This window comes from Azospirillum sp. UENF 112521, from assembly GCF_058780665.1.
On sequence record NZ_JBSNCI010000002.1, the window covers coordinates 2,427,434 to 2,442,090 of the forward strand.

General features: G+C 70.6%; 16 protein-coding genes. 8 read left to right on the forward strand and 8 right to left on the reverse strand.

The genetic code is table 11. The annotated features are described in order from the left end of the window. Nucleotides 1-38: 38 nt before the first annotated feature. Nucleotides 39-626, reverse strand: a complete 588-nt coding sequence (locus ACWPN8_RS13860) for a Uma2 family endonuclease (protein ID WP_492241148.1) — start codon at nt 624-626, stop codon at nt 39-41. A 174-nt stretch (nt 627-800) separates the two neighbouring features. On the opposite strand from ACWPN8_RS13860, the gene ACWPN8_RS13865 reads away from it, so the two are divergent. Further along, complete coding sequence (locus ACWPN8_RS13865; RefSeq protein ID WP_042692070.1) at nt 801-959, forward strand: entericidin A/B family lipoprotein; 159 nt, start codon at nt 801-803, stop codon at nt 957-959. Nucleotides 960-1,115: 156 nt separating this feature from the next. Here the strand turns inward: ACWPN8_RS13865 and ACWPN8_RS13870 are convergent, their stop codons facing one another. The 4 genes from ACWPN8_RS13870 to ACWPN8_RS13885 form a co-directional block, all read right to left on the reverse strand. Continuing rightward, entirely contained in the window at nt 1,116-1,484 is a 369-nt protein-coding gene (locus ACWPN8_RS13870) for a DUF6481 family protein (RefSeq protein WP_492241149.1), read from the reverse strand. A gap of 208 nt (nt 1,485-1,692) precedes the next feature. Then, nucleotides 1,693-1,902, reverse strand: coding sequence for a cold-shock protein (locus tag ACWPN8_RS13875; protein WP_109052004.1), 210 nt, complete (start codon nt 1,900-1,902; stop codon nt 1,693-1,695). Nucleotides 1,903-2,117: 215 nt separating this feature from the next. Continuing rightward, nucleotides 2,118-3,563: a D-glycero-beta-D-manno-heptose-7-phosphate kinase gene (gene rfaE1, locus ACWPN8_RS13880; RefSeq protein ID WP_109445430.1), complete on the reverse strand. Its 1,446-nt coding sequence runs from the start codon at nt 3,561-3,563 to the stop codon at nt 2,118-2,120. Nucleotides 3,564-3,632: 69 nt separating this feature from the next. Continuing rightward, complete coding sequence (locus tag ACWPN8_RS13885; protein WP_109445429.1) at nt 3,633-3,947, reverse strand: hypothetical protein; 315 nt, start codon at nt 3,945-3,947, stop codon at nt 3,633-3,635. A 130-nt stretch (nt 3,948-4,077) separates the two neighbouring features. Here ACWPN8_RS13885 and ACWPN8_RS13890 point away from each other — a divergent pair, with 130 nt between their 5' ends. From ACWPN8_RS13890 to ACWPN8_RS13900, 3 genes are all read left to right on the forward strand, one after another. Further along, the gene (locus ACWPN8_RS13890) at nt 4,078-5,559 is read left to right on the forward strand and encodes a sensor histidine kinase (protein ID WP_492241150.1); all 1,482 of its coding nucleotides are present in this window, start codon (nt 4,078-4,080) and stop codon (nt 5,557-5,559) included. Nucleotides 5,560-5,678: 119 nt separating this feature from the next. Beyond that, nucleotides 5,679-5,867: a hypothetical protein gene (locus ACWPN8_RS13895; protein WP_174471096.1), complete on the forward strand. Its 189-nt coding sequence runs from the start codon at nt 5,679-5,681 to the stop codon at nt 5,865-5,867. A 93-nt stretch (nt 5,868-5,960) separates the two neighbouring features. After that, nucleotides 5,961-6,755 carry a methyltransferase domain-containing protein gene (locus ACWPN8_RS13900; protein ID WP_492241151.1) on the forward strand — a complete coding sequence of 265 codons (795 nt, stop codon included), beginning with the start codon at nt 5,961-5,963 and terminating at the stop codon, nt 6,753-6,755. Nucleotides 6,756-6,774: 19 nt separating this feature from the next. On the opposite strand, the gene ACWPN8_RS13905 is transcribed toward ACWPN8_RS13900, so the two are convergent. From ACWPN8_RS13905 to tsaD, 3 genes are all read right to left on the reverse strand, one after another. Continuing rightward, complete coding sequence (locus tag ACWPN8_RS13905; protein WP_109445425.1) at nt 6,775-7,242, reverse strand: DUF2141 domain-containing protein; 468 nt, start codon at nt 7,240-7,242, stop codon at nt 6,775-6,777. 86 nt (nt 7,243-7,328) lie between these two features. Continuing rightward, nucleotides 7,329-8,348, reverse strand: a complete 1,020-nt coding sequence (locus tag ACWPN8_RS13910) for an NAD(P)H-dependent glycerol-3-phosphate dehydrogenase (protein WP_492241152.1) — start codon at nt 8,346-8,348, stop codon at nt 7,329-7,331. A gap of 43 nt (nt 8,349-8,391) precedes the next feature. Further along, complete coding sequence (gene tsaD / locus ACWPN8_RS13915) at nt 8,392-9,477, reverse strand: tRNA (adenosine(37)-N6)-threonylcarbamoyltransferase complex transferase subunit TsaD (RefSeq protein ID WP_492241153.1); 1,086 nt, start codon at nt 9,475-9,477, stop codon at nt 8,392-8,394. A 156-nt stretch (nt 9,478-9,633) separates the two neighbouring features. Between tsaD and hemC the strand changes: the two genes are divergently transcribed. The 4 genes from hemC (at nt 9,634) to ACWPN8_RS13935 (ending at nt 14,605) form a co-directional block, all read left to right on the forward strand. Beyond that, nucleotides 9,634-10,572 (forward strand): hydroxymethylbilane synthase, encoded by a 939-nt coding sequence (gene hemC, locus ACWPN8_RS13920; RefSeq protein WP_492241154.1) that lies wholly within the window; start codon nt 9,634-9,636, stop codon nt 10,570-10,572. A 26-nt stretch (nt 10,573-10,598) separates the two neighbouring features. Continuing rightward, nucleotides 10,599-11,369, forward strand: coding sequence for a uroporphyrinogen-III synthase (locus ACWPN8_RS13925; protein WP_492241155.1), 771 nt, complete (start codon nt 10,599-10,601; stop codon nt 11,367-11,369). Between the two features lie 135 nt (nt 11,370-11,504). After that, nucleotides 11,505-13,259, forward strand: coding sequence for a mitofilin family membrane protein (locus ACWPN8_RS13930; RefSeq protein ID WP_492241156.1), 1,755 nt, complete (start codon nt 11,505-11,507; stop codon nt 13,257-13,259). Beyond that, nucleotides 13,256-14,605, forward strand: a complete 1,350-nt coding sequence (locus tag ACWPN8_RS13935; RefSeq protein WP_492241157.1) for a heme biosynthesis protein HemY — start codon at nt 13,256-13,258, stop codon at nt 14,603-14,605. Before ACWPN8_RS13930 ends, ACWPN8_RS13935 begins: the two co-directional genes overlap by 4 nt. Nucleotides 14,606-14,657 lie beyond the last annotated feature (52 nt).

The following is a 14,657-nucleotide window of genomic DNA, read 5'->3' on the forward strand; positions in this document are numbered from 1 at the left end:
CTTCGTCTCTGGAGGCAGGGTTGCCCGATGGTGGGAGGTCAGAAGCCGAGGTCGCGGTAAAGCTCCGCCAGCGGCATGTCGAGACCGGCGGTCTCCAGCACCAGCCGCCCCTCCTCCTCCAGCACCTCGGGTGCCGCGGGCCAGAGATCGTCCGAATCGCGGCGGTGCAGTTCCGCCCGGACGGCCCGCGAATTGAGGAACAGGATCTCGCGCACCGACGGCATGGCGGCATAGGCGTGCAGCTTGGCCCGCTGCGCCTTCTCCTCCGTCGGCGACAGGATCTCCACCAGCAGCACCGGTGCGGTGGTGTAGGGGATTTCCGGGTTGAAGGGTTCGCAGGTCACTGCGAGGTCGGCGACCCGGTAATTGTGCGTCGGGTCGAAATGCGGACGGACGCCGGCTTCCGGCAAAACGACACAGGATTGGCCGGTGCGACGGTTGCGGTCTTCCAATGAATTGCCGATCCGGCGTGTCAGCGCGCCTTGCAGGGTGCTATGCGCCCGGCTGGGATGGCCCTGAGCGACGATCCCGCCATCGACGAGTTCATACCGGGCGTCGTCCCGGAACTCCATCGCCAGGAATTCCTCGACGGTCGTCAGCGGGGTGAAGCGGCGGGCGAGCGGCATGGCGGTCTCCGATCCGAATGGCGTTCGGGAACAGTGCCAATGTAGTCCATTGCGGCATGGAAGCGAAGGGCACCCCTTTTGCGCAAGTCCCCTCCCCTTCCGATTCCGGAAACCTTTACGGCCCCGCTTGCGTTCAAACGGCATCACAGCGCCACCGCAACGGAGACCACCGCCATGACCACCATCAAGAAGTTCGCCCTGCTCGCCGTCCTGGGCACCCTGCTGGGCACCACGCTGGCCGCCTGCAACACCGTCGAGGGCGCCGGCCAGGACGTGCAGGCCGGCGGTCGCGCCATCGAGCGCGGCGCCGACAACGTCCAGAAGAAGATGTAATCCCGAAGCCTTCGCGGCTCCGGGAACCTCCCCCGGAGCCGACCCCAAAAAGCAATGGCCTCCCATGCGTTCGATCCGAACCGCATGGGAGGCCATTGCTGTGTCAGAGGGTCGGTGCCGCGGGTCGGACCGGTTGCCGGGCTCCCGCGATCCGCGTCAGCGGTTCCTGGCCTTGCGCGCGGCATAGCGGGCATCGCGGGCGGCTTTCGCCTCCGCCGCCGCAGCCATCTGGCGCTCGGCCTGCTCGGCAAGCCCCTGAACCGCCAGCGCTTCGCGGGCAGCCTGCTCGGCCTGTTCCGCCTTCAACGCTTCCTGCTCGGCGGCCTTGCGGGCATCGCGCGCGGCATTGCGCTCGGCCTCGCGGGCCTCACGGGCGATGCGGACGGCCCGCCGGGCCTCTTCACGCTCCGCGAAGATCGGATCGTTCACACCGGGCTGCGCCTTGAACTTTTCCAGCAGTGCCTTCTTCGCGCCGGCGGCTGCGCTCAGACGCTCCGAAAGCCCTGCATTCTTGAAACCGTTCATATCCATCCATTTCTGAAATTGGTCACGCCCGCAGGCAGACCATCAAGCAAGTCTCATATCGGGCCGAACCGCCGAAAGATGCGATTGGCAGGACCGCCAAAGGCAGAGATGCGGCGCCAGGGACGAGCAGTCCCGGCTGCGGCGCTCCCGATTTCCAGTACAAAAAAAGGGCGGCCGGAGCCGCCCTTTCTCTTCGACCCTGCTGCGCTCAGAGCGCGCGCAGGTTCTCGGCCGCAACCTTGCCGCGGCGCGGATCGCGGATCGCGTCGAAGGACAGCTTCTGGCCTTCACCGAGGTTGCTGATGCCGGCGCGCTCGACAGCGGAGATGTGGACGAACACGTCGGCCGTGCCGTCTTCCGGCTGAATGAAGCCAAAGCCCTTGGTCGAATTGAAAAACTTGACGGTACCGATAGCCATGGGTCAGTTCCCTTCCTGGCGTTGCCCCCGCGCGAAGTTGCGCAGGCGCATCAATTTCACTTCGGGGAAGAGACCCAAATCCGCAGGACGGATCGGAATAACAAAGCCCAGAGCAACGTCGACCTCCCTTAACTGGGGCATGGGCCGAGCGGTTGCAAGTGACAATCGCGATGGGCCGACATGCGATCCCGGCGGACGCGGCCCGCCGTATCGTCTCACCCCTTCATACGCTTGATGGTGTTTGTCGTGCTCTGTCCCTGGACCAGATCGGCCAGCACCACTTTTCCGCCATAGCTCTGGACGAAATCCGCCCCCACCACCGTCGCGATGGTGTAGTCGGCCCCCTTGACCAGCACGTCGGGACGCAGGGCGTGAATCAGCGTCTCCGGCGTGTCCTCGCCGAAGATCACCACCAGATCGACGCAGCCCAGCGACGCCAGGACCGTGGCGCGCGCCGTCTCGTTCTGGACCGGCCGGCTTTCGCCCTTCAGCCGCTTCACCGACGCATCGCTGTTCAGCCCGACCACCAGCACGTCGCAGGCGGCGCGGGCCTGCTTCAGCAGCGCGATATGGCCGGGATGCAGCAGGTCGAAGCAGCCGTTGGTGAAGCCCACCCGCTTGCCGCGCAGCCGCCAGCGCTCCGCCCGTTCCGCCGCGGCGTCGCGGGTCAGCACCTTCTCCTCGCCATGGCGCCACTGCTGCTCGTGCAGGCCGGACAGCAGTTCGGCCGAGCGGACCACCGCCGTGCCGACCTTGCCCACCACGATGCCGGCCGCCAGATTGGCAAGCCGCGCCGAATCGACCAGATCGATCCCCACCGACAGCGCGGCGGTCAGCGTCGCCACCACGGTGTCGCCGGCGCCCGACACGTCGAACACCTCGCGCGCCTCGGCCGGCAGGTGCACCGCATCCTCGGCGGTCACCACCGACATGCCCTGCTCGCTGCGGGTGGCGACGACGGCGCCGATGCCGCAGGTGGCGATCAGGTGGCGGGCGGCGGCGATCACCTCCTCGTCGGTGCGCGCCGGCAGGCCGGTGGCCTCCATCAGCTCCTTGCGGTTCGGCGTGACGATGTCGGCCCCGCGATAGCGCCGGTAGTCGCGCCCCTTCGGATCGACCACCACGGTGCGCCCGGCCTGCCGCGCGGCGGCGATCACCGCCACCACCAGCTCGTCGGTCAGCACGCCCTTGCCATAGTCGGACAGGATGACGCCGCCCACCTCGGGCAGCAGGCCGCGCACACGCTCCAGCACGCGGTCGGTCACGGTGATCGGCACCACCGTCTCGATGTCGGTGCGCAGAAGCTGCTGCTGGCCGGCGATGAAGCGGGTCTTCACCGTGGTCTGGCGCCCGTCCTCCATCACGATGGCGCCGTCGCTGACGCCCTCGCGCCGCAGCAGGGCCAGCAGATCGGTGCCGACGCCGTCGCGCCCGACCACCGAGACGAAGCGGCAGTCCGCCTCCAGCGCCACCAGATTGGCCGCGACATTGCCGGCGCCGCCCAGCTTGGGCACTTCGCGGTCCACGCGCAGGACGGGAATCGGCGCCTCCGGCGACACCCGGTCCACCGAACCATAGACGAAACGGTCAAGCATCACGTCGCCAAGGCACAGCACGTTGGCGCGCGACAGGGTGTCGATGTGACGGGCAAGGTCGCTCATGGCGCCTGTCTTACCAATGCCAAAGCGGTAACGCCAGAGGACAAGTTTGCGCCGGCCGGAATGAAGGCATCAGGAAAAAGCGGGAACGTCCCGACGCAGATCGCCGGATCCGCGGGCAAAGGTCAGGCTGATCGCTCCGTTCACCTCCTCCGCACCGGCAGTCCCCGCCGCCGGCTCGACGGTCAGGCCGGCATCGGCCAGCGCTGCCTCGAAGATCCCGGTCCGGTCGCCCGGCAGCGCGAAGCGGATGGTCGCCATGATGTCGGAGAACAGCGTGTGGTCGACGATCCAGCCCCCGGCCGCCCCCAGCGCATCGGCGACCGCGGTCAGCGCCGCATTGCGTTCCATGGTGGTGACCGCCTCGTATTTCAGGAAATTCCGCATCGCACATCCTCCGGTCATGCCGCCTTCCGACATCCGGGCCGCTGACGGCCGCTTAGTGTAGAAGATGACTGTCCGGCGCGTAAGGTCACGCGCCCTCTCCGCCAGCACATCCGGCACATTGCGAGCCACCATGCCCCGTCCCATCGTCGCGACCAGCCTGTCGGCCAAGCTCCTGCTGCTCACCATCCTGTTCGTGCTGCTGGCGGAGGTGCTGATCTACGCCCCCTCCATCGCGCGCTTCCGGATGAGCTACCTGGAGGAGCGGCTGGCTGCCGCCCACATCGCCGCCTTGTCGGTGGAGGCGGCCCCCGACCTGATGGTGACGAAGGAATTGCAGGCCAAGCTGCTGGCCTACACCGGCACCCACGTCATCGACCTGATCCAGCCGGGTGCCCGCGTCTACATGCTGTCGCGCCCGATGCCGCCGCAGGCCGATGCGGTGTACGACCTGCGCGGCACCGGCATGGGCATGCAGTTCGTCGATGCCGGCAACGCCCTGTGGCTCGCCCTTGAAGGCGCCCTGGGAGGCGCTGTCGGGCCGCAGCGCAACCGGGTGATCCGGGTGATCGACCGGTCGCCCAACGACCCGGCCCAGCGCGTCGAGGTAACGATGGATGAGCGGCCGCTGATCGACGCCATGCTCGATTTCTCCCGCCGCATCCTGGCGGTGTCGGTCGCCATCTCGCTGATCGCGGCGATCCTGGTCTATGTCACGCTGCATGCCCTGCTGGTGCGGCCAATGCGTCGCCTGACCGCCGAGGTGGTCGCCTTCCGCCGCGACCCCGACGGCGCCCCGCCGCTGGTGCCCGGCACCCGCGCCGACGAGATCGGCGTGGCGGAGCGCGAGCTGGCCGCCATGCAGGGCACGGTGCGCGCCGCCCTGCGCCAGCGCGAGCGGCTCGCCACGCTGGGCACCGCGGTGGCGAAGATCAACCACGACCTGCGCGGCATCCTGTCCACCGCCTCCCTCCTGTCGGAGCGGCTGACCGAGAGCGCCGATCCGGAGGTGCGGCGGGTGACGCCACGGCTGGTCGCCTCGCTGGACCGGGCGGTGGAGCTGTGCAGCCAGACCCTGTCCTTCACCCGCGACGGCGTCCTGCCGCTCTCTCCCGCGCCTACGGACCTGCGCCGGCTGGTGGAGGAGGTCGGCGCCGAGGTTCTCGCCACCGCCCGGCCCGACGGCGGCCGGGTGGAAGCGGACTGGGTCAACGACATCCCCGCCGGCACGCTGGCGCAGGTCGATGCCGCCCAGCTTGGCCGTGCGCTCGTCAATCTCGGCCGCAACGCGGTGCAGGCCGGCGCCGACCGGGTGCGTCTCTCCATCCAGGCCGGGCAAGCCGACCGTCTGACCCTGACCGTCGCCGACAACGGCCCCGGACTGGCGCCGCGGGCGCGGGAGAACCTGTTCCAGCCCTTCGCCGGATCGGCGCGGGCCGGCGGAATCGGGCTCGGCCTTGCCATCGCGCGGGAGGTGTTGCGCGCCCATGGCGGTGAGTTGCGGCTGGTGGAAAGCGACGCCGCCGGAACGGCCTTCGCCCTTGACATACCGCAATGCAATGCGGACAGCGGTGCTGTAGCCGTTGCAGCGCACAAGTCGTTTGTGTCGCATTGATTCTGCCGGGTTCGTCCCGCAGAATTCCTTCAAAGCCGAAGCGTTCGCGAGCAGCCCGGCGGGGCGGGAGGCGGGCGCTTCCCCACCGCCAACGCCTTGTTCTGAAAGGACTCCGCGACGTGAAAGCCTTCTCCTTCTGGATCAACCCCATCCTCGCCGGCATCATGGCCTTCGTCGGGCTGCTCGCCTCCTCGCGCGCGGCGGACGAGGCCTTCGCGGCCGGTGGCCTGATCGTTTTCCTCGGCTGCGTGCTCTTCATCTTCGCGTCGATCGGCCGCTATTTCGACCGTCTGGGCTCCGCCCACTGACCCTCGCGCCAAGCGACCGGTAACATGAAGGCCGGGTGAACCACCCGGGTGGGAGCAGGCGCCCAACGAAGCGGGTGCCACATGACATGCTCTATGACATGGGCAACAAGGGCGGACCCCAACGCCTTCGCGACCATCGATGTCCTGCGCCGCCGTCCCGTCATGGACCTGACGGCGGCGCTTCCCTTCTCTCCGACACCGCACACCGTCGTCGATCTCTGCTGCGGAGCCGGACAGCTGTCCCGGCTGCTGGCGGCGCGCTGGCCCCAGGCCGACGTGCTGGCGGTCGACCATTCCCCGGCGATGCTGCGCTGGGCCGCCGACACGCCGTCGCGCGTGCGCTACCAGCAGGCCGATCTCGGCGAATGGCGCCCGCACTGGCCGGTAGACCTCGTCATCTCCGTCGGCGGGCTCCACCATCTGGGCGGGCACGAACGGCTGTTCCCCGACCTGCTGCAGTCGCTCAGCCCCGGCGGCGTCCTGGCCGTCGCCCTGCCCCGCCCGCAGTCCCAGACCGCCCACCGCCTGCTGCTGGAAACCGCTGCCGACGGCCCATGGTCGGACCGGCTGCACGATGCCTGGCCCGCGGCGGAGCAGACGGAAAGCCCCGGCCACGGCGCCCAGGACTATTATGACTGGCTGTCTCCCCAAGGCGCCGTGATCGACCTTTGGGAGACCGAGTATTTCCACGCGCTCGACGGCGACGTGCCGCTTCTGCAATGGCTGCACCAGTCGGCGCTGGTTCCGGTGATGGACCGTCTGGCCGGCCCCGACCTCGACGGCTTCCTTGCCGCCTACCGCCGCCGGCTGGAGACCGCCTATCCCGAACATTCCAGCGGCGGCGCCTTGATACCGACCAAGTGGCTGTTCCTGTTGGCGCAGGTGTGAGGACTCCGCTGCCGGCCCATCACTCGACCAGCCGGATCTCCGTCGTCGCGACGCCGGAGGCCCCGACCGCCACGGCATAATCGTCGAAGCCCGGCGGGCCGAAGCTGCCGCGGGCGGAACGGCTGAATCCGTGCGGTTCGGCCGGGATGCCGAACAGGCCGGTGGCCATCTCCCCATTGTTGTCGAGATCCTGGAAGGCGATCAGCCCATAGCGCCCGGCCGGCAGGTCCGGAAACACCACCTGCACCTCGGTCCCCAGCGCCGCGACGAAATAGCCGGCGCGCGGCGCCTTCGCCTTCTGCGCCTCGGCGCTGTCGAACAGCGCGACCATCACCTTGCCCTGATTGGGCTTGACGTTGCGGACGGTTGCGCGGAGTTCCCCGGCCGCAGCGGTTCCCGCGCCCGATCCCAAGGCGGCCAGCGCCAGCAGCGCCACCGGGGCAATCGTCCTTGTGAACCAACTTGTGAACCGTCGCCGTGCCGTCATTCCCCGTTCTCCCCTGGCGGCACCCGACCGGCCGGGTGCTTCGCGGTACAGTACGCGACCATGACGACCGTAGATCAGCCCGTCCCTTAGACGCCCTCTCCGCGGAACGGCCGCGACAGCAGCCCGTCGATGGTCTCGTCCAGCCCGGCGCCGCGGTTCAGGATGGCGTCGACGGCGGCGCAGATCGGCATGTCGACGCCCAGCTTCGCCGCCAGCCCGACCACCGCGGCGGCGGTATAGACGCCCTCCGCCACCGACCGGCGCACCGCCAGGATCTCGGCCAGCGCCTTGCCTTCGCCCAGGGCCGCCCCCAGCGACATGTTGCGCGACTGCAGGCTGGAGCAGGTCAGCGTCAGGTCGCCCAGCCCCGACAGCCCCATCAGCGTCTCCGCCCGGCCGCCGAGCGCCAGCGCCAGCCGGGTGATCTCCGCCAGCCCGCGGGTGATCAGCGCCGCCCGCGCATTGTCGCCGAGCCGCCGCCCCTCGACCACGCCGCAGGCGATGGCCAGCACATTCTTCACCGCCCCGCCGATCTGCGAGCCGACGACATCGTCCGAGCGGTAGGGACGGAAGGTGCGGCTGCCCAGCGCCGCGACCAGCGCCGTGCCGAGGTCATGGTCGGCACAGGCCAGCGTCACCGCCGTCGGCAGCCCGCGCGCCACCTCCGCCGCGAAGGTCGGACCGGACAGGATCGCCACCGGATTGCCGGCCGGCAGCGACGCCGCCACCGCCTCGCTCATCAGCGCGTGGCTGTCCAGCTCGATCCCCTTGGCGCAGACGACGACCGGCGCCCCCGGCTTCAGAATTGGTGCCAGCCGCGCGGTGACGACGCGCGCATGCTGGGCCGGCGACACCAGCAGCACCGCGTCGCAGCCGCCGAGATTGGCCAGCTCGCCGGTGACCCGCAGCGCATCGGGCAGCGGCACGCCGGGAAGATAGTCGCGGTTCTCGCGGCGGATGCTCATCGCCTCCACCACCGCCGGCTCGCGCGCCCACAGCACCGTCTCCCGCCCGGCCCGCAACGCCGCCAGCGCCAATGCCGTACCCCAGGCGCCACCGCCGACGACGCCGATGCGGTTGAGGGTGGAGATGGGCAAGGCACTCATGGCAGGTCACCTACGCGGGAAGAAAAGGATAAGTGCGCGTCCATCACGCCTTCACCCCCGCACCCACGCCTGCACGCCCGATCACCGGCGCCGCGTTCGGGTCCAGCGGCCAGCGCGGACGGGGGGCGAAGTTCAGCGGGTCGCTCTCGCCCATGCGGAAGCGCTCGATCCCGGCCCAGGCGATCATCGCCGCATTGTCGGTGCACAGGCGCAGCGGTGGGGCGACGAACGGCATGCCCTGTTTTTCTGCAAGGATCGACAGCCGGCTGCGGATCGCCTTGTTGGCCGCCACGCCGCCGGCGACCACCAGGGCGCCGCCCTGCGGATGGTCCTCCTTGAAGCGGCGGATGGCACGGGCGCAACGGTCGGCCAGCACCTCCGCCACCGTCGCCTGGAAGGCGGCGGCGAGATCGTCGCGATCCGCATCCGACAGCACGCCGCACGATGTGCCGCCCAACTCTTCCACATGACGCCGCACCGCAGTCTTCAGCCCGGAGAAGGAGAAGTCGCAGCCCGGACGCCCCAGCATCGGCCGCGGCAGCTCGAAGCGCGCCGGGTCGGTGGCGCGCGCCGCCGCCTTCTCCACCAGCGGCCCGCCGGGATAGCCCAGCCCCAGCAGCTTGGCGGTCTTGTCGAACGCCTCGCCGACCGCATCGTCGATGGTGGTGCCGAGCCGGCGGTAGCGCCCAACGCCCTCGACCGCCAGAAGCTGGCAATGTCCGCCCGACACCAGCAGCAGCAGGTAGGGAAAGGCGACATTGTCGGTCAGCCGCGCGGTCAGCGCGTGGCCTTCCAGATGGTTCACCGCAACGAAGGGCAGCCCGCGCGCCGCGGCGATGGCCTTGGCGGTCATCACGCCGACGATGACGCCGCCGATCAGCCCCGGCCCGCCGGTGGCCGCCACCGCATCGAGGTCGCCGAAGCCGATCCCGGCCTCGTCCATGGCGCGGCGGATCAGCCCGTCCAGATGTTCCAGATGGGCGCGGGCGGCGATTTCCGGGACGACACCGCCATAGGGCGTGTGGTCGTCCAGCTGCGACAGCACGACGTCGGCGCGGATTTCGCGCGCGTCGGTGACGATTGCGGCGGCCGTCTCGTCGCAGCTCGTTTCGATTCCAAGAACGATCATGGCGCCAAATTAGCCGCCTTGGCGGTCCGGGTACAGGATGGAGTTGCGGGCGGCCCGGCACCCACCCACGCGCATGAAATTTGATCCGCCTCAATCTTATGTATGAGGAGCCGACGAATCCTTGCAAAGCTGCGCGGATCCCCTAGAACACGCCCTATGACGACCCACCCGCTCCGTATCGGGACGCGCGGCAGCCCGCTGGCGCTGGCGCAGGCCCATGAAACCCGCGACCGCCTGATCGCTGCCCATCCGCATCTCGCCGCGCCCGGCGCCATCGAGATCGTCGTCTTCAAGACCACCGGCGACCGCATCCTCGACCGCACCCTGGCGGAAGCGGGCGGCAAGGGCCTGTTCACCAAGGAGCTGGAGGAGGCGCTGTTCGACGGCCGCGCCGACCTTGCCGTCCATTCGATGAAGGACGTGCCGACCCAGCTTCCCGACGGGCTGGAGATCGCCACCCTGCTGCCGCGCGAGGATCCGCGCGACGCCTTCTTCTCGCGCACCGGCTGTGGGCTGGCCGATCTGCCGCCGGGCGCGGTGGTCGGCACCGCCGGCCTGCGCCGCCAGGCCCAGGTCCTGGAACTTCGTCCCGACCTGACGATCTTCCCGCTGCGCGGCAACGTGCAGACCCGCCTGTCCAAGCTGGACGCCGGCGAGGTCGACGCCACCCTGCTGGCGCTGGCCGGCCTGCGCCGCCTCGGCCTGACCGACCGCATCACCGCGGTGCTGGAACCGGAAACCATGCTGCCGGCGGTGGCCCAGGGCGCCATCGGCATCGAGATCCGCAGCGACGACGACACCACCCGCGCCCTGCTGGCTCCGCTGAACTGCGATGAGACCATGGTCCGCGTCACGGCGGAGCGCGCTCTGCTGGCCGCGCTGGACGGCTCCTGCCGCACGCCCATCGCGGCGCTGGCGATGCTGGACGGCGACGGGCTGCATCTGCGCGCCAAGGTGCTGTCGCATGACGGCAGCATCATCTTCCGGACCGAGCGCCGCGGACGGCCGGACGAGGCCGAGTCGCTCGGCAGCGATGCCGGCACCGAGATCCGGGCGCAGCTGCCGCCCGATTTCTTCGTCGCCGCCCCCCACTGATCCCCCGCTCCGGTCAGGTTTTCCGCATGACGGAAAAGCAGCCCGAACCGCCCCGTCGCAACCCCCGTACGCGCCTGCTGGTGACCCGTCCGGCGGAGGATGCCGAGCCGCTGGTCCGCCGGCTGGAGGCGCTCGGCCATGCGGTGGCGGTGGAGCCGATGCTGTCGATGGTCTGGCTCGACGGGCCGGAACCCGACCTATCGGACGTACAGGCGCTGCTGTTCACCAGCGCAAACGGCGTACGCGCCTACGCCAAACGTACGAGCCGGCGTGACCGTCCGGTGCAAGCCGTCGGGGACGCCACGGCGCGGGCGGCGCGGGCGGCCGGCTTCGCCGACGTCGACAGTGCGTCGGGCGACGTGTACGCGCTGGCCGAGCGGGTGCGCTCGCTGCGCGATCCGTCCGCCGGGACGCTCCTGCATGTGGCGGGAAGCAAGGTGGCGGGCGACCTTGCCGGCCTGCTGGGGGCGGCCGGTTTCACGCTGCGGCGCAGCGTGATGTACGATGCCGTACCCGCGCTAACCCTCTCGGAGGATACCGCGACATTTTTGCGTACGTCCGCACTCGACGGCGTGTTGTTTTTCTCTCCCCGTACCGCAACATCCTTTGTTAGGCTGCTGGCCGAGGCGGGGCTGGTCGACTGTTGTCGTACGGTCGATGCGTTCTGCCTCAGCCCCGCGGTCGCGGAGGCTGCCCGTGCGTACGGCGGACAGGGAGAGATGCCGTGGCGAAGCGTACGGGTGGCGGCTCGGCCGGAGCAGGACTCCCTGCTCGATCTGTTGCCGGTCGCCGGGTAACCCCGGCGCGGTCCGGCCGTACGGCTTACGCCTCCGGTGCTTCCGGATGGTCGGCTCAGCCGTACGGGGGACGAGGGGGACCGGTCAGGGGGCTGTGACGTTACAACGAACAACAGCGAACCGAAGGTACAGCCCATGACCTCTCGTCCAGGCTCCGAACGCCCCGGCACCGACCGTGACGGCGACGGCGCCAGCACCGGCAATGCGGCGGTCGACCGCATCGTCGAACGTTTCGGCGGCATCCGCCCGATGGCCCACAAGCTGGACACCCCGGTGACGACGGTCCAGGGCTGGAAGAAGCGCGGCGCCATCCCGCTCGCCCGCCATGCCGACCTGCGCGCCGCCGCCGCCAAGCACCGCATCAAGCTGGACGACGCCGACCTGGACGCGGCGACCCCCAGCGAGGACCGTCCGGCGGATGCCTCCGCGGCCGCCGTCATCATCCCGCCCGTTACCACGATCGACGTGGTTCCGGTGGTCGAGCCGATCCCGGCCGCCTCCCCGGCCGACACCATTCCCGGCACCATCTCCGACGCCGACACCCCGGCCCCCAGCGCGACCGCCGGTGCGGTGACCGAGCTGCAATCCGCCGATGCCCTGATCCCGCCGGCAACGCCCATCGGCGCCACCGACAGCCTGGGCGACCTGCCGAAGAGCGACGCGGAGAAGGCCGAAGACACGAAGACGGATTCCATCAAGTCGGGCGGGACGAAGACGACCTCTTCGACCACCAGCTGGACGCCGTCCGGCAGCACCGGCAGCGCGGGCTACAGCCGCAGCGCCGATGCCGAGCCGGTGCGTCCGACCATCGCCCCCACCCCGTCCTATATCGAGGAGCCGCGTTCCGGCGGCGGTTTCGCCACCGCGCTCTCGGTCGTGGCCCTGCTGGTCGGCGCCGCCGCCTTGTCGGAGCCCTGGTGGGGTCCGGCCCTGCCCGGCTGGCCGGCAGCCCCGCCGCCCGCCGCCTCCGGCGCCGCGCCCGCGCCGGCCGATCCGGCGCTGCGGTCGCAGATCCAGCAGCTGGCCGACCGCCTCGGCAAGCTGGAGCAGCGTCCGGCCGCCGCCGGCAACGGCAGCGCCAGCGTCGATGTCTCCGCGCTGACCCAGCGGATCGATGCGCTGGAGAAGCGCCCGGCCGCCACCCCGGACACCGCCGCCGCCGCCAGCGCCGCCGATGCCCAGAAGGCGCTGGCCGACCGCCTCGCCGCCCTGGAGCAGAAGGTCACCGCCGCTTCCGGCAACGCCCAGGCCGCGCAGGAGCTGCGTGGCGAGGTCGACTCGCTGAAGCAGCAGGTCACCAGCGTCAATCAGGCCGTCAGCGAGCGGCAGGACGCCGCCACCGCCGCCCAGGCGCTGGTGCTGGCCGCCGGTCAGCTGCGCGCCTCCCTGTCGGGCGGGCAGCCGTTCCAGCAGGATCTGCAGGCGGTCCGCGCGCTCAACATCGCCGATGCCGGCGTGACCCAGCCGCTCGACGCCGTGGCGCCCTATGCCGCCAAGGGCATCCCGACTCGCGCCCAGCTGACCGACCGCTTCCAGCCGCTGGCCGGCGAGATCGTCCGCGCTGAAATCCGCGGCGAGGGCAACAGCTGGATCGACTCGGCGGTCGGCAAGCTGTCCACCCTGGTCACCGTGCGCCGTGAGGGCGGTGGGGTTGTCGGCACCACCGCCGACGCCGTCGTCGCCCGCGCCGAGGCCGCTCTCTCCGCCGGCAACTTGGCCAAGGCGGTGGAGGAGCTGTCGACCCTCCAGGGTCCGGCCGCCCAGACCGCCGCTCCGTGGCTGGCCGACGCCAAGGCGCGCGTGGCCGCCGATCAGGCCGCACGCCAGCTGAACGACCGCGCCATCGCCCTGATGACCACCGCCGCCGGCGGGAAGGGGACGGCCCAATGATCCGCGCCCTCTGGTTCCTTCTGAAGGTCGCGGTGGTCATCGCCGCCGCGATCTGGCTTGCCGACCGTCCCGGCACCGTCAGCGTCCATTGGCTGGGCTACGCCGTCGAGGCGCCCTTCTGGGTCGCCCTGCTGGTCACGCTGGCGACGCTGGGCATCGCGGCGCTGGGCTACCGCCTGCTGCGTGGCGTCATCCGCACGCCGCAGCGGCTGCGCCGCCACAGCCGGGCCCGCCGCCGCGAGCGCGGCTACCGCGCCCTGACCCAGGGCATGGTCGCCATCGCCGCCGGCGACGCGCCGACGGCGCGCAAGATGGCGCGCAAGGCCGACGGCCTGCTGAACGAGCCGCCGCTGACCATGCTGCTGTCGGCCCAGGCCGCCCAGTTGCAGGGCGACGAGCGCGCCGCCCGCCAGTATTTCGAAGCGATGCTGGAACGGCCGGAAACCGCCTTCCTCGGCATGCGCGGGCTGCTGACCCAGGCGATCAAGTCGGGCGACCGGGTGGAGGCTCTGAACCTCGCCCGCAAGGCGCGCGGGCTCCAGCCCAACACGCCCTGGCTGCTCAGCACGCTCTATGACCTGGAGGCGCAGGCCGGCGACTGGGCTGCGGCCGAGGGCACCCTGCAACAGGCGATCCAGAGCGGGGCCATCCCGACCGAGGAGGGCCGCCGCCACCGCGCCGTCCTGCTGCTGGAGCGCAGCTTCGAGGCGGAGCGCCGCGGCCGTGCCGACGCCGCCCTGTCGCATGCCCAGGCGGCGCACGACATGATGCCCGGCTTCGCCCCCGCCGCCGTGCGGCTGGCCCGCCTCCAGGTCGCCGCCGACCGGCTGAAGCCGGCCGCCAAGGTGGTCGAGCGGGCGTGGCGCCACGCGCCGCATCCGGAACTGGCCGACATCTACCGGACCATCGTGTCCAGCTATGACGCGCTGACCCGTGTCCGCCTGTTCCAGAAGCTGGTGCGTCAGGCCCCCGATTCGGCCGAGTCCCACCTCGCCGTCGCCCAGGCCGCCATCGAGGCCCAGCTGTGGGGCGAGGCGCGCCAGCACCTGAACCGCGCCATGGAGATCGGCCCGACCCGCCGCACCTACCGCCTGATGGCCGAGCTGGACCGCGGCGAGCGCCATGACGAGGAGGCGGCGAAGGACTGGCTGGCCCAGGCCGCCGCCGCGCCGGAGGATCCGGTGTGGACCTGCGGCTCCTGCGGAGCGGTCAGCCACAATTGGGGTGGCCTGTGCGGCCATTGCGGCGCCTTCGACAGCCTGACCTGGAAGACCCCGACGGTGGCCGTCCCGGTGATGGAACCGACCGACATCCCCCCGGCGCTGGCCCGTCCGGCGACCGCGTAAGGGATCGTTGCAGAGCACGAGAAAAAGCGCCCTTCCCCACCGGGAAGGGCGC